This is a genomic window from Pseudomonas sp. CROZ-RG-20F-R04-15 (assembly GCF_022662375.1).
Lineage (GTDB): Bacteria > Pseudomonadota > Gammaproteobacteria > Pseudomonadales > Pseudomonadaceae > Aquipseudomonas.
The window spans coordinates 218061-236702 of sequence record NZ_JAKNQL010000008.1 but is presented as its reverse complement, the minus strand read 5'-3'; the positions used below and the strand labels follow the sequence as shown (position 1 = coordinate 236702).

The following is an 18642-nucleotide window of genomic DNA, read 5'->3' as shown; positions in this document are numbered from 1 at the left end:
CTCCCCCATGAGCGAGCCGATTCGTCTGACCCAATACAGCCACGGCGCCGGTTGCGGCTGCAAGATTTCCCCGCAGGTGCTGGAAGTGATTCTGGCCGGCAGTGGTGCCCAGAACCTTGATCCGAAACTGTGGGTCGGCAATGCCTCGCGCGATGACGCGGCGGTGTACGAGATCGATGCCGAGCGCGGTGTGGTCTCGACCACGGACTTTTTCATGCCGATCGTCGATGACCCGTTCGACTTCGGCCGCATTGCCGCGACCAACGCGATCAGCGACATCTACGCGATGGGCGGTGATCCGTTGATGGCCATCGCCATTCTCGGCTGGCCGGTCAATGTGCTGGCGCCGGAAGTGGCGCGTGAAGTGATTCGCGGCGGCCGTTCGGTGTGCGACGCGGCGGGCATTGCGCTGGCGGGCGGGCATTCGATTGACGCGCCGGAGCCGATTTTCGGCCTGGCGGTCACCGGGCTGGTGGAAAAACGCCACATGAAACGCAACGACACTGCCACCGCCGGTTGCCTGCTGTACCTGACCAAACCGTTGGGCATCGGCATCCTCACCACCGCCGAGAAGAAGGGTAAATTGCGCGCCGCCGATGTCGGCGTGGCCCGCGACTGGATGTGCACTCTGAACAAGCCCGGCAGCCGCTTCGGCAAACTCGCCGGCGTCACGGCGATGACCGACGTCACCGGTTTTGGTCTGCTCGGGCATCTGGTGGAAATGGCCGATGGCAGCCAACTCACTGCACGCATTGCCTACGACCGCGTGCCGCGTCTGGACAGCGTCGAGTATTACCTCGATCAGGGTTGTGTGCCCGGCGGCACGCTGCGCAATTTCGACAGCTATGCGAGCAAGGTCGGCCGCGTGCAGGAGTTGCACAAGCGCGTGCTCTGCGACCCGCAAACCAGCGGGGGCTTGCTGATCGCCGTCACCCCTGAAGGCAATGACGAGTTCCTCGCCGTCGCCGCTGAACTGGGCTTGAACCTGGCGCCAATCGGCGAACTGGTTGAGCGACAGACGAACGCAGTCGAGGTGATTTGATGCTCCGCGACTGCACTGACTACCGTGACATTTTTCTCAACGACCGGCCGCTGATGGATGCCCGCGCGCCGATCGAGTTTCACAAGGGCGCGTTCCCCGGCGTGATCAACCTGCCGCTGATGAACGACGTCGAGCGGCAGAAGATCGGCACCTGCTACAAACAGCACGGTCAGCAAGCTGCCATCGAATTGGGCCATCAGTTGGTCTCGGGCGCGGTGAAAGCCGAGCGCATCCAGGCCTGGGCCGATTTTGCCCGCGCCTATCCCGACGGTTATCTCTATTGTTTTCGCGGCGGCCTGCGCTCGCAGATCACCCAGCAGTGGCTGCGTGACGAGGCCGGCATCGACTACCCGCGTGTCGGCGGTGGTTACAAGGCGATGCGCAACTTCCTCATCGACACCCTTGAGCAGGCCATCACCCAGTGTGATTTCGTCTTGCTCGGTGGCATGACCGGCACCGGCAAGACCGAAGTGCTGGTGCAATTGCGCAATGGCCTGGACCTGGAAGGGCACGCCAATCATCGTGGCTCAAGCTTCGGCAAACGGGCGACCGGGCAGCCCTCGAACATCGATTTCGAAAACCGCCTGGCCATCGACATTCTCAAGAAACGCGACGCGGGTATCGCGCAGTTTGTACTTGAGGATGAGAGCCGGGTGGTCGGCAGTTGCGCCTTGCCGCTGCCGCTGTATCAGGGCATGCAGCAGTACCCGATGGTCTGGCTGGAAGACAGCTTTGATGATCGCGTCGAACGAATCCTGCGTGATTACGTGGTGGATCTGTCAGCGGAATTTACGGCTGTGCACGGTGAAGAGGGCTTCACGTTGTTCTCTGAACGCCTGTTGGAAAGCCTCAACAACGTGCAAAAACGCCTAGGTGGCGAGCGTCATCGGCGAATGCTGGTTTTGATGGAAGATGCGTTGGCGGAGCAGGGGCGCAGCGGGGCGGTGGATTTGCATCGCGGCTGGATCGAAGGCTTGCTGAGCGAATATTACGACCCGATGTATGTGTTTCAGCGCGAGAAGAAGGGCGGGCGGATCGAGTTTGCCGGGGAGCGTGGGGCGGTGCTTGCGTATTTGCGTGAGCGGATGAATCAGAAGGGTTGAGGTTGTTGCGGCTGGCCTCTTCGCGAGCAGGCTCGCTCCCACAGGGGATTTGTATTTCACGCTGATCCAATGTGGGAGCGAGCCTGCTCGCGAAGGCGCCGGGTCAGGCCACACAAAACTCAGGTCGGGCAGGTTTCCTTGCCATGATCCAGCCCCTGCTTGTAGCTGTGGCTCTGCAAACTGGCCTTGCCGTTGTGCCAGGTCAGGGTCAGTACGTACAGCGAGTCAAAATCGTTGCCCGCCCAGTCCTCGGTGATGTTCTGTTTCTCGCCGAGCGCTTTGCCCGCCACCTTGTTGATCAGCTCCGGCAGGTAACCGTGGGACCACGCGGTGTAGATCGTCGAGTTGTGATACTTGTCTTCCAGCAGTTCGCGGGCCAGATCACTGGTGTCGTTGGCCGAAAATTCGATGTTCACCGGCAGGCCGAGCTTGATCGCGGCAGGGCTGATGGTCATCAGCGGGCGAATGTAGCTGTAGGAGTTGTCCAGTTCGCCTTCCTCGACATTGCGCGTCGGGTTGGCGGCAAACACGTAATCGGCCTTGCCGAATTTTTCCGGCAGCAGGGTCGACAGGTCGATGGCGCGGTTCAGGCCCTGACAGTTGAGCTGGCCAAGACCGCCCTCGGGTTTCTCTGCGTGGCGCAGGAACACCAAGGTCTGGGTGCCGTCCACCGGTTGCGCGCGGCTCTCGCTGGATTCAAGGGACAGGAACAGCGCACTGACGGCCAGCAGGGAAGGCAGGGCCACATACGCGCGATGTTTGAAGCGTTTGGCGAATCGCATAAGGTTCGTCATGAGATAAAAGGTTCTTCAGCAAATTCAGTTAAGGCTGACAAACCTTTACACCGCGGGCTCCCAGCACCGGGTGTTTTCCCTGTCGTGAACAGCTTCCTCTGCGAGAAAGGCATAGCTCAGAGTCCCCTGAGGCCGATTTGGTTCGATCCATGCGAGTGCGCGGCACTTTAGCGGCAAACTTCAACGGCTTGGGCACAGGTTAGCGACAGGATGTTACGGTTCGACGCGGCAGCGAACTTTCGATCTTGATTCCCCGCAATACATAAAACCTCAACGTATGTGCAATACATATGTACCGCACGCAGCGGTTCGCGATCGGTTGCAATGGCGCCTGTGCGATAGACGACCATCGCGACGTTTGCCCGGTTTTTTCGTCGGGCAACTCTCTCAAAAAAAGGATTTTTATGGGCATTGCGCGCAAACCCGCCATCCACTCATCGTCCGGCTCCGGGCCGACCGTCGCAAACTCACCGCGTAAAAGAGCCAGCGGTGTGCTCGGCGACGACAGCCCGGCGAACAAGAATTTTCGTTTCGGTGACGATCAAGTTCAGGAGTCAGCCACCCATCAGCCAGAGACTCCACCCGCCACTGTCACGGTTTCTCCAATAGCGCCTTCCGAGGTTGTGCCGGTTCGTTCAGCTGTCGAATCACTTGAGCACTATCGTCTGAAATCGCCGGCCACTTTGCCGGCGGCCGATGCTCAGGGCCTGAGGCTGATCAAGGGGCGTCAATACGTCGATATTGCTCCCGGCGAAATCGTTCAGGTGCGGCAAAGCGCAACAAGCGGAGAGTATCGAGCAACCCTTGTGTCCGAATTGGTGGCTTCGGGGCCGCCGCTGTACTTCGATGCGCAAAGCCGACTATGGAAGCTCGAAAGGGCCCGGTCGGCTGCTGACGAAGGCAATGTCATCGATATTGATATCGATGAACTCATCCGTGATGCAAGAAATGACAGGATCGATAAACAACGAGTCCATGTCGGCAGCGATGACGCGTTCGAGCTTGGCACAGCCTTCGGCACCACCCTGTTCGCTCGTGGTTTGAAAGAGTTCACAGCAAAACAGGCAAAGCTCATTCGCTCGGAACTGCGCCAGGTAGAAGATATTTTTTATGACGCCGGCCAAGCCATAGCGTTGAAACTGCAGAAAGCCGATCAGGTTTTCGACAGCTTCTTCGGCAGCGATCACCGAGCGGTCACCGCGCAATTTGCCGATTCAGTCTCGCGTGGCCTGGGGCTGTCCAGGGAGTATCAAGGTGTTTGGGGGGAGGCCAAATTTCTCGGCGTCAATTCCAACGACAATGCTGCAGCGTGGATGTACAAAAGAGATTTTCACGGCCGCCTGTTCCTCAATCGAAAGTTCATGCAGCCCGGGCTTTTGTGTATGTCGCTGGGCCATGAAATGTTGCACACCAGCCGAGTCGACCGGTTCAGGTCCATAGGACCCAGCGCGGGGGATTTTTTCTATGTAAAAAGCCATCTGCGCGATTTGCTGGGCTCGGTTTCGACCGAAACTTACGAGGTCCCGGAGCGTGGCGTGTCGGAAGTGATCATGCGCGGAGGGTTGACGGTCGAATACCTGAAGGCCTTCGGCGACGATCACGATAGCTTCCTGTTCTATATCAGTGATTATCTGGGGCTTGGCGACGATCTGGATCTTCATACGGCCGTCGAGTTGTTCAATGTCAATCCGCAAATGCGCGCGCAGATGGCGGTGAACAACGCTGACAGTCTTGTTTTTGCTGCGAAAAGCCTGCAGGCGTTATATCGAAGTGCAACAGGGCATGAGCGGCCCACCATTCCGGGCGATGATTGAGGTGAGCTGAGTGCAAGCCGAAAGATCGCAGCCGTCGACCGCTCTACATTATGATCAGCCTTTAATTTGTGACTGGATGCTTCCCATGACCGATCTGTCCGCGTTCCCGATCACCCAGAAATGGCCGGCGCAGTACCCAGACTGGATTCAGCTCTATTCCTTGCCGACGCCCAACGGCGTCAAAGTCTCGATCATGCTCGAAGAAATCGGCCTGCCGTACGAGCCGCACAAGGTCGCTTTCGATACCCAGGATCAGTTGTCCGCCGAGTTTCTCTCGCTGAACCCGAACAACAAGATCCCGGCGATCCTCGACCCGCACGGCCCCGGGGACCAGCCACTGCCGCTGTTCGAGTCGGGGGCGATCCTGATTTATCTGGCCGACAAAAGCGGCCAGTTGCTCGCCCAGGAAGGCGCGCTGCGCTACGAAACGATTCAGTGGCTGATGTTCCAGATGGGCGGCATCGGCCCGATGTTCGGGCAGCTCGGTTTCTTCAATAAATTCGCCGGCAAGGACTACGAGGACAAGCGTCCGCGTGACCGTTACGTCGACGAAAGCAAACGTCTGCTCAAAGTGCTCGATAGCCGGCTCGAGGGGCGTGACTGGATCATGGGCGAGCGTTACACCATTGCCGATATCGCCACGTTTCCATGGGTGCGTAATCTGATCGGCTTTTACGAGGCGGGTGATCTGGTCGGCATTCAGAACTTCCCGAATGTCACCCGCGTGCTTGAGCGGTTTCTCGCGCGTCCAGCGGTGGTTCGCGGCCTGACCATCCCCTCCTGACTAAACACATAACCCCTGTGGGAGCGAGCCTGCTCGCGAATTCGGTGTGTCAGAATCAACTGAGTTGACTGATACAACGCCTTCGCGAGCAGGCTCGCTCCCACAGGGGAATTTGCGTTGGGGCGCAATGATTATTGCACCCCCGGTAATGCACTCTTGATTGATCCAGGTTTGTACGCCAACCCCTGCAAGGCATAAGCTTCGCCCCCTACGACTTTCGTCTCATCTGCCGTTTTCAGGAAAGGCCTCCATGTCCAGTCAGTTCCCCGAAGCACGTCCCCGCCGTCTGCGCCGCAATGCGAGCCTGCGCAGCCTGTTCCAGGAAACCGAGTTCAGCCTGAACGATCTGGTGCTGCCGATTTTCGTCGAGGAAGAAATCGACGACTTCGTGCCGATCAAAAGCATGCCCGGGGTGATGCGCATTCCCGAGCGCAAACTGGCCAGCGAAATCGAGCGTTATGCCCGTGCTGGCATAAAGTCGGTGATGACCTTCGGCGTATCTCACCATCTGGACAGCAACGGCAGTGACACCTGGCGCGAAGAAGGCCTGGTCTCGCGCATGTCGCGCATTGCCAAAGACGCAGTGCCGGAGATGATCGTGATGTCCGACACCTGCTTCTGCGAATACACCGATCACGGCCACTGCGGCGTGATGCACAACCATGAAGTCGACAACGACCAGACCCTGATCAACCTCGGCAAGCAAGCAGTCGCGGCAGCCCGTGCCGGTGCCGACGTGATCGCGCCGTCGGCAGCGATGGACGGTCAGGTGCGGGCGATTCGTCAGGCGCTGGACGCGGCCGGCTTCACCCAGATTCCGATCATGGCTTATTCGACCAAGTTCGCCTCGGCACTCTACGGCCCGTTCCGCGAAGCCGGTGGCAGCGCGCTGAAAGGCGATCGCAAAAGCTATCAGATGAACCCGATGAACCGCCGCGAAGCCCTGCGCGAATCGCTGCTCGACGAACAGGAAGGTGCCGACGCGCTGATGGTCAAACCGGCCGGCGCGTATCTGGACATCATCCGCGACATCCGCGAAGCCTCGAACCTGCCGCTGGCGGCGTATCAGGTCAGTGGCGAGTACGCGATGATCAAGTTCGGTGCACAGGCCGGGGCGATTGATGAGGATCGTGTGGTCCGCGAAAGCCTCGGCGCGATCAAGCGCGCGGGTGCGGATTTGATCTTCACTTACTTTGCGATGGACTTGGCCCTGGCCGGGATCTGAAGACCACCGCATTACCCCTGTGGGAGCGAGCCTGCTCGCGAAAGCGGTACTTCAGCTGACATCCATGTCGACTGAAGCGACGCTATCGCGAGCAGGCTCACTCCTACAGGGTTCTGTGGTGTGTCAGGGGCAGTTGAAGTAAGGCCGGATGCCGTGATCGCGGAAGTAGCGTTCAATCACCTTTGGGTCGGCACTGTTCTCGGCAATCGCCACATAGGTATCCGGGCGCAGCAGATAAAAGCCATTACGCCCCAATCCTGCCGTTTCAAACGCCGGGCGCCAGTCGAACACATGCAGCGGCAGGTGATGTTCCTGGCACCAGGCGATCATTTCGTCGCTGGTGTCGCCATAAACGTGCACCTGCCAGCACGGCTGCCTTAGCGGTTCATAATTATCTCCCTCACCATCATGCGCCCACGGCAAGCGGTCGCCGCCGTGGACGTGGCCGGCCGTGCCCTGGCTCAGCGGCATGCCGCGATAGTTGAGGGTGACCTGCGAAACGGTGCGAAAAAGGAACTCGCGACTGGCCTCGAACGAGGCCATTTTCGGGATCAGGAACGGTGCCACACGCATGCGCAGCAGATCGGCCATGCGCCCCTCGGCGGTGACGAAGCTGAAGACTTTATCGGTGGTCGACACCAGCCGGCGGGCGAAGGCGATGCGTTCGGTTTCGTAGCTGTCGAGCAGCCCCGGTTCGGCGCCGCCGCTGAGCACGGCGGCAAGTTTCCACGCCAGATTGATCGCGTCACCGATGCCGGTGTTCATGCCCTGACCGCCGGCCGGGCTGTGCACGTGCGCGGCATCGCCGAGCAGAAAGGCGCGACCACTGCGAAAGTGCTCCGCGACGCGGTGATGTACGCGGTAGGTCGAGAACCAGTGCACGTCTTCGATGTGCACTTTCAGATGTTCGATGGCGCGGCTGCTGACATCGGAAAACTCCAGGGTTTCGGCGCGGTCCGCACGTTCGTCACGCACCGTGCCGATCAAGCGCGCGCGGCCTTCGCCGGCGAGAGGAAACACGGCGAGAAAGTCCGCTTCATCCAGATCCAGATGCAACTCGCCGTTCATTGCTGAGCCGCTGGCCTTGACGTCGGCCACGTAGAAAATCTGCTGATACGTGCCGCCGGGAAAACCGCTGTCGAGGGTTTTGCGCACCACTGAACGGGCGCCATCACAACCGGCCAGATAGCTGGCCTGGCAGATTTCCTGTTCGCCGTCGGGCAGGCGCAGATGCGCGGTAAGGCCGTCGCCGGTTTCTTCGAAGCTTTCCAGTGTGGTGTTGCGTTCGACCGTGACGCCGTAATCTTCGAGCCGCTCGATCAGCAGCCGTTCGTGTTGATCTTGCGGGAAGATTTCGACGAACGCGTAGGGCGTCAGGCCTTCGCCGATGCGGTTCAGCGGCAACTGTGCGACCGCTTTACCGTTGACCCAAAAATTCGCCGCCGCGACCCGATGGCCGTTGCGCACCACGGTGTCGGCGAGGTCCAGTTGCCGGTACAACTCGAGGGTGCGCGCCTGCACCGCCAGCGCTCGCGAAGTGGTGCCGGGCGCGGAGGTTTTATCGATGATGCGTACGCGTACGCCGAGTTTGCTCAGCCACAGGGCCAGCACCAGCCCGGTCGGGCCGGCGCCGATGATCAGGACGTCGCTGCGGTTCATGGGCCTGTCCTCCGTTTGCTGTGCAGCAAGTATGGATCAGCAGGCGAGGGTGGCCAGTGGATCGGCCAGACGGAAAAAGGCCCCGCAGTGGTGAGGCTGTGGGGCCTTTTTTGGATGTTCGGCAGGAAATTCTGGTGACAGTGAAATTTACCCCCTCACCCCAGCCCTCCCGAAACGTCGGACCGCCCCCAAGGGGGCGAGAGGGAAAGGGAGCCGATTGGGGGCCTTTCAGAACCTGAGTTCGACGCGATGGCACACGTCGGCGTAACTCGAAAGAACACCGCAATCAGTCCCCTCTCCCTCCGGGAGAGGGCTAGGGTGAGGGGCTTTTCAGCGTTAGAAATCGATAGTGCCGGACAACTTGGCAACCCGCGGTTCACCCTGCGTCAGATAACCACCCTGAGCCGATTCCCAGTACTTCTTGTTCGCCAGATTCTCCACGCCCAAACGCAACGTCACGTCCTTCTCCGAGACCTTGAACGCATAACGCGCACCCGCATCGAAGCGGTTCCAGGTCGGCAGGCTGAGGTTGTTCGCCGCATCGGCATATTGACCGCCGGTACGCAGCATCCGCGCATTCAACGCGACACCTTGCAGGCCGGGCACGTCCCAATCCGCACCAGCGTTGAACTGGAAGGTCGGCACGCCGATCGCACGGTTGCCGTCGTTGGCGCCGTTGAGGGTGTTCTTCAGTTCGGTGTCCATCAGGGTCAAGCCGCTGATCAGGCGCAGACCATTGATCGGCTCGCCGAACACGTTCATTTCCACGCCTTTGTTGACCTGTTCGCCTTCACGCACGTAGGTGCAGGTGGTCGCACTGTCGATGTTGCAGTAGCCGTCGCTCGGCTGTTCGATGCGATAGACACCGAGGCTGGCGCCGTAAGTGCCCATGTCGACTTTCACTCCCACTTCGGTCTGCTTCGAGCGCGCCGGTGCGTAGACTTCGTTGCCGTTGGTCACGCGAAAGCCGCCGGTGCTGGTCGGCGAGGTCGGGCCCTGGGCCAGGCCTTCGATGTGGTTGGCGTAGAACGACACGTGTTCCCACGGCTTGAACACCACGCCGTAGACCGGGGTGGTGATCGATTCGTCGTAGCTCGACTTGCGATCGCCGCTGCCCCAACTGGCATAGTTGTAACCTTGCACCACCAGTTGCTGGCGGCGCAGGCCGGCGGTGACGAGCAGGCGATCATCGAAGAAACCGAGGGTGTCGGAAAGCGCGATGCTGCGGTTGAAGGTCTTGCCGACAATGCCCGGATCATTCACATCGCCGCCGGCAAAATTGCCCACCGGTGACGGCGTCTGTACCGGGTGGTAGATGTTGTTGGCGTACTTGGTCAGGTCGAAATCATAGGCGCTGCGCTGTTCGGTCCAGATCCCGGTCAGGCCGAAGTTGAGCTTGTGGCTGACCGGACCGGTATCGAATTTGCCGTTGAGGCCGGCCATGACACTGGTGTTGTCTTCATCGTGGGGAATGAACGAGCCAGTGGTGAACGAAGCACCGTTGTTGCCGACCAGGGTGGTCGAGTTGTAGCGCCCGACTTCGCGGGTGTGCTTGGCGCCGCCGGCCGCGTAGGCGGTCCAGTTATCGTTCAGGTCGTACTCGGCGCGGAGCATGCCGAAGGTGTCTTCGATGTCGGTGTAGCCCCACTTCGGCGCGTAGTTGGTGTCGGCCGATGGCGCGTCGGGAATGTGCGTGGCAGTGCCGAGGTTGACCGAGTTGCGGCCACCGTTGACGCGTTCTTTCTGATAGGCGAAGTCGCCAGAGATGCGCAGGGCATCACCGCGATAGTCGAGGCCGATGGCGAACAGTTTCGAGCGCTGGTTCTCGTGATCGATACCGGTGTCACCTTCGCGCTGGGACAGGTTGATCCGTGCGCCGAAGCGGTTGTCTTCACCGAAGCGCTGGCCGATGTCGAAGTGCTGACCGATGCGGCCTTCGCTGTTGATGTCGGTGGTGTAACGACGCAGCGGCACATCGCCGGCGCGTTTCGGTTGCAGGTTGACGCCGCCGCCGATGCCGGAGCCGGTCGGGGTCACACCGTTGATAAAGGCGTTCGGGCCTTTGAACACTTCCACGCGCTCCAGCGCGTCGGTGGAAATGATCTGCCGTGGCAGCACGCCGTACAGGCCGTTATAGGAAATGTCGTCGCCGCTCAGCGGCAAGCCGCGGATCATGAACACCTGCGCCTGGTTGGAGAAACCCGAGGCCTGACGTACCGACGAATCGTTGAGCAACACGTCGGCGACGTCTTCGGCCTGTTGATCCTGAATCAGTTGCTCGGTATAGGAGGCGGCGCTGAACGGCACGTCCATCATGTCCTGATTACCCAGCACGCCGAGCTGGCCGCCACGGGCGACCTGACCCCCCGAGTAAACCGGGGGCAGGGCGTCAGGCGTCAGGGCCTGAGCGTTGACGTTGACGTCGTCCAGCACCAACGCCTTGGTATCGCCTTCGGCGGCGTGGGCGGTGACAGTCAGGGAGCACAGCAGGGCGAGAAGCGTCGGGCGAAACGGGACGGCGAGTCGAGCTGAAGCGGGCATGTAGGGACCTGGAGGCGCGCGGCCGGTTGGAAAAGTAAGGGCGGCGCGGAACTCCTTGCGCAAATGCGACTCCAGGTGCAAATGATAGATTTTCTCAGTAACGTTTTGCAATCAGTTTGTCATCACCCCTTCAATACCCGCATTCCTGTGCAGGAGCCTGCGGCAGCTCCTGCACGGATTGTGTATGGTGGTTCGGGCTTAACGGACTGGATAAAGCTTCATGCAAAACTTTCGATTACCGATCACCTTCGCCGCACTGCTGGTGCTCGCCGGTTGCGCCGGGCAGCGCAGCCAGGAACCGGTGCCCCGTGCGCCTGCTGAAGTGAAGGCTGAGATCGTCCGGCTGATGCCGGCCAAGACCGCTGATCGCCAAGGCTGGGCCACCGATATCTACGCCGCATTTGCCGCGCAGAACATCAGCCCGACCACACAGAATCTGTGTTCGGTACTGGCCGTTGCCGAACAGGAATCCACCTTTCAGGCCGATCCCACCGTGCCCGGCCTGGGCAAAATCGCCCGCGACGAAATCGACCGTCGTGCCGCCAAAGTGCATATCCCCAGCCTGTTGGTCAGCGGCGCGCTGCAAGTGCGCTCAACCAACGGCAAGACCTACAGTGATCGCCTGAGCGCGGCGCGCAGTGAAAAAGAGCTCAGTGGCATTTTCGACGACTTCATCGGCCGGGTGCCGATGGGCCGCACGCTGTTCGGCGGCTTCAACCCGGTGCACACCGGCGGGCCAATGCAGGTCAGCATCGAATTTGCCGAGCAGCACGCCAAGGATTATCCATACCCGGTGGATGGCACGATCCGCCACGAGGTTTTCAGCCGCCGGGGCGGCATGTATTTCGGTATCGCGCATTTGCTCGGTTATCCGGTGAGCTATCGCGAGCCGCTGTATCGGTTTGCTGATTTCAATGCCGGTTGGTACGCCAGCCGCAATGCCGCTTTCCAGAATGCAGTCAGCCGTGCTTCTGGCATCCCGCTGGCACTCGATGGCGATCTGATTCGCTACGACTCGATCATGCCTGGCGGTACTGAACTGGCGGTGCGCACCCTCGGCAAGTCATTGGGCATGCGCAACCCGACCATTCGCGATCAACTGGAGAAGGGCAAAACCCTTGAGTTCGAAGAGACCAAACTCTATCAACGGGTGTTTGAACTGGCAGAGCAAGCGGAAGGGAAAAAGCTGCCACGTGCGGTGTTGCCGGGGATCGTCCTGCAGAGCCCGAAGATCACCCGCAAGCTGACGACGGCCTGGTTCGCCAAACGCGTGGACGAGCGCTACAAACGCTGCATGGCCAAGGCCGGATAAAACACACAGACATAAAAAACCCGGCTGAGGGAGCCGGGTTTCTCTGGGGTGTTGCGCTTACAGCCATTCATTCAGGCAACGCGGCGTTCGAGCAGACGATCCGAACCACCTTCGGCAACACGACGTTCGATCAGACGATCCGAGCCACCTTCAGCAACGCGGCGTTCGATCAGACGATCCGAACCACCTTCAGCAACGCGGCGTTCGATCAGACGATCCGAACCACCTTCAGCAACGCGGCGTTCGAGCAGACGATCCGAACCACCTTCGGCAACGCGACGTTCGATCAGACGATCCGAACCACCTTCAGCCACACGGCTTTCGATCAGTTTGTCCGAGCCGCCTTCGGCGATCATGGTGTGGGCCGGGGTAGCGGCGAAAGCGTTGATAGCGAAGACCGAGAAAGCGATGCCGAGAAGGGTTTGGCGTTTCATGATGGTGTGCTCCGGGGTGTTGTTGGTTGGTATGGAGCAGATGTTACGCCCGGGATTTTTTATGAGAACTTCATTGCCGTGATTGTAAACATCGATGCCGATGATGTTTGCCAGAAGCCGCAGAGCAGAGCCTTACAGCACCTTCACCGCGCGCCCGATCGCCTGAATCGGCCCGGTCGGTTTGCCGATCGGCGAGCCATTGGCTCCCTCTAGTGTCAGTTCGAACAACTGGTTCGGTTGCAGCGGCGGCAGCTTGTCCAGCGGCACCGACAACGCCTGTCCAGGCTTGACCAAACCTAGCGATACCGGCCCTTGCCAGCCATCAGCCTTGGTCCAGAATTCCAGTGCCTTGTCCGCCGGTACTTCGACCACACCCAGCGGAATCAATTGAATCTCCCGCGAATTGCTCGCCTGGATCACCCAGCCCGGAGCCTTGTCTTGCGGCGCGACCAGCACCACCAGATAACTCGGTTTCGGCGTGGTCTGGGTCAGCAGGATCGAGCCCAGAATCAACGTGGCGGCCAATCCGGCAGCACTCAATCCGCGCCAGAGCGGCAGCAGGTTCCACCATGAGGTCGATGGCGCTTTCGGTGTGAGTCGTTCGAGGCTGCGCTCAATGCGCGACCACAACTGCGCCGACGGTTGTTGCGCGGGCGCAAGATCGGTCAACTCCAGCAGACGCCGTTCCCAGGCATCCACCGCCGCACGCAATTCGGGCTCATTCGGCAAGCGCCGTTGCACTTCGATGCGCTGCTCGGCGGGCAGCGTGCCAAGCACATATTCGCCAGCCAGTTCATCACGTTCCTGCGCCGATTCGCTGGTCATCCCATGCACTCCCGCAACGCATTGAGGCTGCGCTTGATCCACGCCTTGACGGTGCCCAGCGGCGTATCGAGGCGCGCGGCAATCTGCGCGTGACTGTAACCGTCGACATAGGCGTGGAGGATGCAGTTGCGGCGTTTTGGCTCCAGTTGTTCAAGACAATGATGGATGCGTGTCGAATGCGCGTAGGCGTCGAAGCTGTCATCGTCCTCAGCGCTTTCGTGGGCCTCGTTGAACGGCGTTTCCCGCCCGTGATCACGCAGCAGGTTGAGCGCCAGATGCCGGGTCACGCTGAACATCCAGCCACGCGCCGAACCACGCGCCGGGTCAAACCCCGCAGCGCCGTTCCATATCTTGATGAAGGCCTCATGAACGATGTCCTCCGCCAGTGCCGTATCGCGCACCAGCCGCTTGGCCACGCCGAGCAGACGCGGGCCTTCCTGCACATACAAATCGCGCAGGGCCGCGCGCTCGCCTCGGGCACAGGCAGCGAGGCGCGCTTCGTAATCGAATGTGGATTCGGCTAAAGGCATGTCGTGCAATCTAGCTCACATTCCCCAAACATCCAGACAACCCAATTGCCCCCTGTGGGAGCGAGCCTGCTCGCGAAGGCGTCGGGTCAGTCAACACTTATGTGATTGACCCACCGCATTCGCGAGCAGGCTCGCTCCCACATTGGATCTCGGTAACTCCGGGAATCAGTTCGCCGCCCAGAAGATGTAATCGGCCTGATACTTCACCACTTCCTGCTTGCCCTTGTTCGCCGCCGTGCATTCACTGCCCGGCGCCACGCCGCCCTTGAGCGCGACACGCTGGATGTAACTCACACCCGTCATCGCGCCTTTACCTTCGGCCGGATTGGCCTTGACCAGTTGATAGGGCAGGTTGCCCGGAGTCGACGGCGCCACGGCCAATTGCGTACCGGTGACTTTCGAACCGTCCTTGGCCTGCCAGGTGGCCGGCGGGCCGAAGTAAGTGCCGACTTGTTTGCCGCTGCGATCATTGAGCACCGCTTTCGGGCCGACAAAGGTCCACTCGGTCTGTCCCGGGGTATTGGCTTTGTCACGGCATTCGTAGGTGATCTCGCCGACCCCGGTGGTCTCCATCGCGATCTTGTGGCCGTCCGGGACTTTGATCGCGTCGGGATAACTGCTTTGGGCGAAGGTTGAGGCGCTGGCGGTGAGCAAACCGGTGAGGCAGATCAACTGGGTGATGTTCATCAGTATGTTTCTCCGAAAAGGGTAGATCGCTGGCAGCCGAAGCGGGCTGTTACAGGGACTACCCGTGGCGGAGGCGTTTGGATGCAGTGCCCGAAAAATAAATTTCAAACCCGACGATAACCCCTGTGGGAGCGAGCCTGCTCGCGAAGGCGCCGGGTCAGCCAGCACTTATGTAACTGACACACCGTATTCGCGAGCAGGCTCGCTCCCACAAGGATTTTTGTCTGGCTTTAGGCCGGAGGCATTCAGGAGTTCCTGGGTGTAGGGATGTTTGGGCGCGGCAAAGATTTCCCGCGACGAACCCTGCTCCACCACCTTGCCATCCTTGATCACCATCAAGTCATGCGCCAACGCATGCACCACCGCCAGATCATGGCTGATAAACAAATAGGTCAGCCCATGTTTGATTTGTAGTTGCCGCAGCAACTCCACCACCTGCTTTTGCACCGTACGATCCAGCGCCGAAGTCGGTTCGTCGAGCAGAATCAGCGCCGGTTCCAGCACCAGTGCGCGGGCGATGGAAATGCGCTGGCGCTGGCCACCGGAAAACTCGTGGGGATAACGATGGCGGCTCTGCGGGTCGAGGCCGACTTCCTCCAATACGCGAATCACCGCCGCCTCCCGCTCGGCCTCGGTACCGATACCGTGAGTCAGCAAGCCTTCGGCAATGATCTGCTGCACCGACATCCGTGGGCTGAGGCTGCCGAACGGATCCTGAAACACCACTTGAATCTGCCGCCGCAACGGCCGCATCAAGCGTTGATTGAGCAGGCTGAGTTGCTTGTTGCCAAAACGGATATTGCCCTCGGATTCGACCAGCCGCAGGATCGCCTGACCCAACGTTGATTTGCCCGAACCCGACTCGCCAACAATCCCCAAGGTCTTGCCCCGTTGCAGGGTGAAACTGACCCCGTCCACCGCTTTGATGTAATCCTGCTGCCGGCTGAACAGCGCTTTGGGCAACGGAAACCACACCTTCAAATCATCGACTTCGAGCAGGTTGTGATCGTATTCACTCGGCACCGGCGCACCGCTCGGTTCGGCCTCGATCAGCAAACGACTGTAAGGATGCTGCGGCGCCCGAAACAGCGCTTCGCAATCGGCCTGCTCAACAATCTCGCCATGGCGCATCACGCACACCCGCTGCGCAATGCGCCGCACCAGATTGAGGTCATGACTGATCAATAGCAGCGACATGCCCAGCCGTTGCTGCAACTCGATCAGCAACTCGAGAATCTTCTGCTGCACCGTGACATCCAGCGCCGTGGTCGGCTCATCGGCGATCAACAGTTCCGGCTCGTTGGCCAGCGCCATCGCAATCATCACTCGTTGCCGCTGCCCACCGGAGAGCTGATGCGGATAGGCTTTCAAACGCTGCAATGGCTGGCGAATACCGACCAGCTCCAGCAACTCCAACGTCCGTTCGCGGGCAGCGCGGCCCTTCAGACCTTTGTGAATCTCCAGCACTTCGCTGACCTGCTTTTCCACCGTGTGCAACGGATTGAGCGAGGTCATCGGCTCCTGAAAAATCATCGCAATGCGATTGCCACGCAAGCCACGCATCTGCTGCTCGCTGGCGTGCAATAAGTCCACGCCGTTATAGCGGATCGCGCCGCTGCTGCTGACGTTCTTGCCCGGCAACAAACGCAGGATCGAATGCGCGGTCACTGACTTGCCCGAGCCGGATTCACCAACCAGTGCCAGGCACTCGCCCCGGCGAATATCGAGGTTCAAACCATGCACCACTGCCTCCCCGGCGAAGGCCACGCGCAGATCGCGAATTTCAATCAGGTTGTCGTTCATCTCAGCTCCTTGGATCAAACGCATCACGGCAAGCCTCACCGATGAAAACCAACAAAGACAAAATCAGTGCCAAGGCAAAAAACGCGGTCAACCCCAGCCACGGCGCTTGCAGATTGCGCTTGGCCTGGCCGATCAATTCGCCCAGCGACGCGGTGCCCGCCGGCATGCCGAAGCCGAGAAAGTCCAGCGCGGTCAGCGTGGCGATGGCGCCGGTCAGAATGAACGGCAGGTAGGTGAGGGTGGAGGTCATGGCGTTGGGCAGGATGTGTCGGCACATCAGTTCGTTGTCGGTCAGGCCCAGCGCTCGCGCAGCTTTGACGTATTCCAGATTGCGTCCGCGCAGAAACTCGGCACGCACCACATCGACCAATGCGAGCCAGGAAAACAGCGCCATGATCCCCAGCAACCACCAGAAACTCGGCGAGACGAACCCGGACAAAATGATCAGCAGGTACAGCACCGGCAATCCCGACCAGATCTCCAGCACGCGCTGCCCGAGCAAGTCGACCCAACCGCCGTAATAACCCTGCAACGCCCCGGCAACGATGCCGATCAGCGCACTGATGCCGGTGAGGATCAGCGCAAACAGGATCGAAATCCGCGTGCCGAAAATCACCCGCGCCAACACGTCGCGTGCCTGATCATCGGTGCCCAGCCAATTGCTCGAGGATGGCGGACTCGGCGCCGGTTCGCTGAGGTCGTAATTGACCGTGTCGTAGCTGAACGGAATCGGCGGAAACAGCATCCAGCCGCCCTGATCCTCGATCAACTTGTGCACGTAACTGCTGGCGTAATCCGGTTGAAATGGCAGCTCGCCGCCGAAGTCGGTTTCCAGGTAATCGCTGAGGATCGGAAAGTAAAAAGCGTCGTGATAGCGGATTACCAGCGGTTTGTCGTTGGCGATCAACTCACCGCCCAGACAAATCAGGCACAGACCGATAAACAGCCACAACGACCAGCGTCCGCGCCGATTGGCTTTGAATTGCGCAACGCGACGCTGACCGAGAGGAGAAAGAGTGAACATCAGGCAGTCCTCGCCGAGAAGTCGATGCGCGGGTCGAGCAGGGTGTAGCAGAGGTCGCCGATCAGCTTGATCAGCAAACCGAAAAGGGTGAACAGAAACAGCGCGCCGAATACCACCGGATAGTCGCGCGACACTGCCGCCTCGTAGCTCATGCGCCCGAGGCCGTCGAGGTTGAAGATGGTTTCGATCAGCAGGGAGCCGGCGAAAAACACCTCGATCAGTGCCGACGGCACACCGGCCACCACCAACAACATGGCGTTACGAAACACATGGCCGTAGAGCACGCGCCTCTCGGTCAGACCCTTGGCCCGCGCGGTGATCACGTACTGACGGCTGATCTCGTTGAGGAAGCTGTTTTTGGTCAGGATCGTCAGCGTGGCGAAGCCGCCAATCACCAGCGCCGTCACCGGCAATACCAGGTGCCAGAGGTAATCGCCAATCTTGCCCAGTGTGCTGAGGCTGTCGAAGTTATCCGAGACCAAGCCCTGCACTGGAAACCAGTTGACGTAGCTGCCACCGGCGAACACCACGATCAACAGAATCGCGAAGAGGAACGCGGGCATCGCATAGCCGATGATGATTGCCGTGCTGCTCCAGACATCAAACGCGCTGCCGTTCCTGATCGCTTTGCGAATGCCCAGCGGGATCGAAATCAGGTAAGTGATCAACGTCGCCCACAAACCCAGCGACAGCGACACCGGCAGTTTCTGCACGATCAGATCAGTGACTTTGGCGCCGCGAAAGAAACTGCTGCCCAGATCCAGCTGCGCGTAGTTTTTCAACATCAGCCACAGGCGTTCGTGCATCGGTTTGTCGAAGCCGTAATGGTGTTTGATTTCCTCGATCAGCGCCGGGTCGAGACCACGGCTGCTGCGCCCGGCGCCGCCAATCGCGGCGACCTCGCCACCGCCGCCCATGCTGTGCCCGCCAAAACCTTGCAGGCGCGCAATGGCTTGCTCGACCGGGCCACCCGGCGCGGCCTGCACAATAAGAAAATTGACCACCAGAATGCACAGCAGCGTGGGGATGATCAGCAGCAAACGTCGGCTCAGATAACGCAACATG

General features: G+C 60.1%; 16 protein-coding genes. 6 read left to right on the top strand and 10 right to left on the bottom strand.

The window, feature by feature from the left end:
- Positions 1-7: 7 nt before the first annotated feature.
- Entirely contained in the window at positions 8-1042 is a 1035-nt protein-coding gene (gene selD, locus L8H52_RS14670; RefSeq protein ID WP_242207509.1) for a selenide, water dikinase SelD, read from the top strand.
- On the top strand, positions 1042-2145 hold the full coding sequence (gene mnmH, locus L8H52_RS14665; RefSeq protein WP_242207510.1) for a tRNA 2-selenouridine(34) synthase MnmH: 1104 nt from the start codon (positions 1042-1044) through the stop codon (positions 2143-2145). The genes selD and mnmH overlap by 1 nt, the downstream gene beginning before the upstream one ends.
- A gap of 119 nt (positions 2146-2264) precedes the next feature.
- Here the strand turns inward: mnmH and L8H52_RS14660 are convergent, their stop codons facing one another.
- Positions 2265-2939 (bottom strand): histidine phosphatase family protein, encoded by a 675-nt coding sequence (locus tag L8H52_RS14660; protein WP_242207511.1) that lies wholly within the window; start codon positions 2937-2939, stop codon positions 2265-2267.
- A gap of 290 nt (positions 2940-3229) precedes the next feature.
- Here L8H52_RS14660 and L8H52_RS14655 point away from each other — a divergent pair, with 290 nt between their 5' ends.
- The 3 genes from L8H52_RS14655 (at position 3230) to hemB (ending at position 6762) form a co-directional block, all read left to right on the top strand.
- Positions 3230-4753: a hypothetical protein gene (locus L8H52_RS14655; protein WP_242207512.1), complete on the top strand. Its 1524-nt coding sequence runs from the start codon at positions 3230-3232 to the stop codon at positions 4751-4753.
- Positions 4754-4838: 85 nt separating this feature from the next.
- On the top strand, positions 4839-5537 hold the full coding sequence (locus tag L8H52_RS14650) for a glutathione binding-like protein (protein WP_242207513.1): 699 nt from the start codon (positions 4839-4841) through the stop codon (positions 5535-5537).
- A gap of 250 nt (positions 5538-5787) precedes the next feature.
- Positions 5788-6762 carry a porphobilinogen synthase gene (gene hemB, locus L8H52_RS14645; protein WP_047300672.1) on the top strand — a complete coding sequence of 325 codons (975 nt, stop codon included), beginning with the start codon at positions 5788-5790 and terminating at the stop codon, positions 6760-6762.
- Between the two features lie 123 nt (positions 6763-6885).
- On the opposite strand, the gene L8H52_RS14640 is transcribed toward hemB, so the two are convergent.
- Positions 6886-8421 (bottom strand): FAD-dependent oxidoreductase, encoded by a 1536-nt coding sequence (locus L8H52_RS14640; protein ID WP_242207514.1) that lies wholly within the window; start codon positions 8419-8421, stop codon positions 6886-6888.
- 336 nt (positions 8422-8757) lie between these two features.
- Entirely contained in the window at positions 8758-10962 is a 2205-nt protein-coding gene (locus tag L8H52_RS14635) for a TonB-dependent siderophore receptor (protein WP_242207515.1), read from the bottom strand.
- Between the two features lie 220 nt (positions 10963-11182).
- Here L8H52_RS14635 and L8H52_RS14630 point away from each other — a divergent pair, with 220 nt between their 5' ends.
- Positions 11183-12274, top strand: a complete 1092-nt coding sequence (locus L8H52_RS14630; RefSeq protein WP_242207516.1) for a DUF1615 domain-containing protein — start codon at positions 11183-11185, stop codon at positions 12272-12274.
- 71 nt (positions 12275-12345) lie between these two features.
- On the opposite strand, the gene L8H52_RS14625 is transcribed toward L8H52_RS14630, so the two are convergent.
- From L8H52_RS14625 to yejB, 7 genes are all read right to left on the bottom strand, one after another.
- A complete protein-coding gene (locus L8H52_RS14625) occupies positions 12346-12708 on the bottom strand; it encodes a hypothetical protein (RefSeq protein ID WP_242207517.1) in 363 nt (120 codons plus the stop codon).
- 132 nt (positions 12709-12840) lie between these two features.
- A complete protein-coding gene (locus L8H52_RS14620; RefSeq protein ID WP_242207518.1) occupies positions 12841-13533 on the bottom strand; it encodes an anti-sigma factor in 693 nt (230 codons plus the stop codon).
- Positions 13530-14063, bottom strand: coding sequence for a sigma-70 family RNA polymerase sigma factor (locus L8H52_RS14615; protein WP_242207519.1), 534 nt, complete (start codon positions 14061-14063; stop codon positions 13530-13532). The genes L8H52_RS14620 and L8H52_RS14615 overlap by 4 nt, the downstream gene beginning before the upstream one ends.
- Positions 14064-14228: 165 nt before the next feature.
- Positions 14229-14750: a DUF3455 domain-containing protein gene (locus tag L8H52_RS14610; protein ID WP_175553763.1), complete on the bottom strand. Its 522-nt coding sequence runs from the start codon at positions 14748-14750 to the stop codon at positions 14229-14231.
- Between the two features lie 168 nt (positions 14751-14918).
- Positions 14919-16553: an ABC transporter ATP-binding protein gene (locus tag L8H52_RS14605; RefSeq protein ID WP_242207520.1), complete on the bottom strand. Its 1635-nt coding sequence runs from the start codon at positions 16551-16553 to the stop codon at positions 14919-14921.
- Between the two features lies 1 nt (position 16554).
- Positions 16555-17577 carry an ABC transporter permease gene (locus tag L8H52_RS14600; RefSeq protein ID WP_077573741.1) on the bottom strand — a complete coding sequence of 341 codons (1023 nt, stop codon included), beginning with the start codon at positions 17575-17577 and terminating at the stop codon, positions 16555-16557.
- Complete coding sequence (yejB, locus tag L8H52_RS14595) at positions 17577-18641, bottom strand: microcin C ABC transporter permease YejB (protein ID WP_242207521.1); 1065 nt, start codon at positions 18639-18641, stop codon at positions 17577-17579. Before yejB ends, L8H52_RS14600 begins: the two co-directional genes overlap by 1 nt.
- Position 18642: the final 1 nt, after the last annotated feature.

Bases quoted from the DNA above. Each gene is read 5' to 3' on its own strand.
- L8H52_RS14625 (WP_242207517.1), bottom strand. From the start codon at position 12,708: ATGAAACGCCAAACCCTTCTCGGCATCGCTTTCTCGGTCTTCGCTATC.
- L8H52_RS14650 (WP_242207513.1), top strand. From the start codon at position 4,839: ATGACCGATCTGTCCGCGTTCCCGATCACCCAGAAATGGCCGGCGCAG.
- hemB (WP_047300672.1), top strand. From the start codon at position 5,788: ATGTCCAGTCAGTTCCCCGAAGCACGTCCCCGCCGTCTGCGCCGCAAT.
- yejB (WP_242207521.1), bottom strand. From the start codon at position 18,641: ATGTTGCGTTATCTGAGCCGACGTTTGCTGCTGATCATCCCCACGCTG.
- L8H52_RS14660 (WP_242207511.1), bottom strand. From the start codon at position 2,939: ATGACGAACCTTATGCGATTCGCCAAACGCTTCAAACATCGCGCGTAT.
- L8H52_RS14610 (WP_175553763.1), bottom strand. From the start codon at position 14,750: ATGAACATCACCCAGTTGATCTGCCTCACCGGTTTGCTCACCGCCAGC.
- L8H52_RS14635 (WP_242207515.1), bottom strand. From the start codon at position 10,962: ATGCCCGCTTCAGCTCGACTCGCCGTCCCGTTTCGCCCGACGCTTCTC.
- L8H52_RS14620 (WP_242207518.1), bottom strand. From the start codon at position 13,533: ATGACCAGCGAATCGGCGCAGGAACGTGATGAACTGGCTGGCGAATAT.
- L8H52_RS14640 (WP_242207514.1), bottom strand. From the start codon at position 8,421: ATGAACCGCAGCGACGTCCTGATCATCGGCGCCGGCCCGACCGGGCTG.
- L8H52_RS14605 (WP_242207520.1), bottom strand. From the start codon at position 16,553: ATGAACGACAACCTGATTGAAATTCGCGATCTGCGCGTGGCCTTCGCC.
- mnmH (WP_242207510.1), top strand. From the start codon at position 1,042: ATGCTCCGCGACTGCACTGACTACCGTGACATTTTTCTCAACGACCGG.
- selD (WP_242207509.1), top strand. From the start codon at position 8: ATGAGCGAGCCGATTCGTCTGACCCAATACAGCCACGGCGCCGGTTGC.
- L8H52_RS14655 (WP_242207512.1), top strand. From the start codon at position 3,230: ATGTACCGCACGCAGCGGTTCGCGATCGGTTGCAATGGCGCCTGTGCG.
- L8H52_RS14630 (WP_242207516.1), top strand. From the start codon at position 11,183: ATGCAAAACTTTCGATTACCGATCACCTTCGCCGCACTGCTGGTGCTC.
- L8H52_RS14600 (WP_077573741.1), bottom strand. From the start codon at position 17,577: ATGTTCACTCTTTCTCCTCTCGGTCAGCGTCGCGTTGCGCAATTCAAA.
- L8H52_RS14615 (WP_242207519.1), bottom strand. From the start codon at position 14,063: ATGCCTTTAGCCGAATCCACATTCGATTACGAAGCGCGCCTCGCTGCC.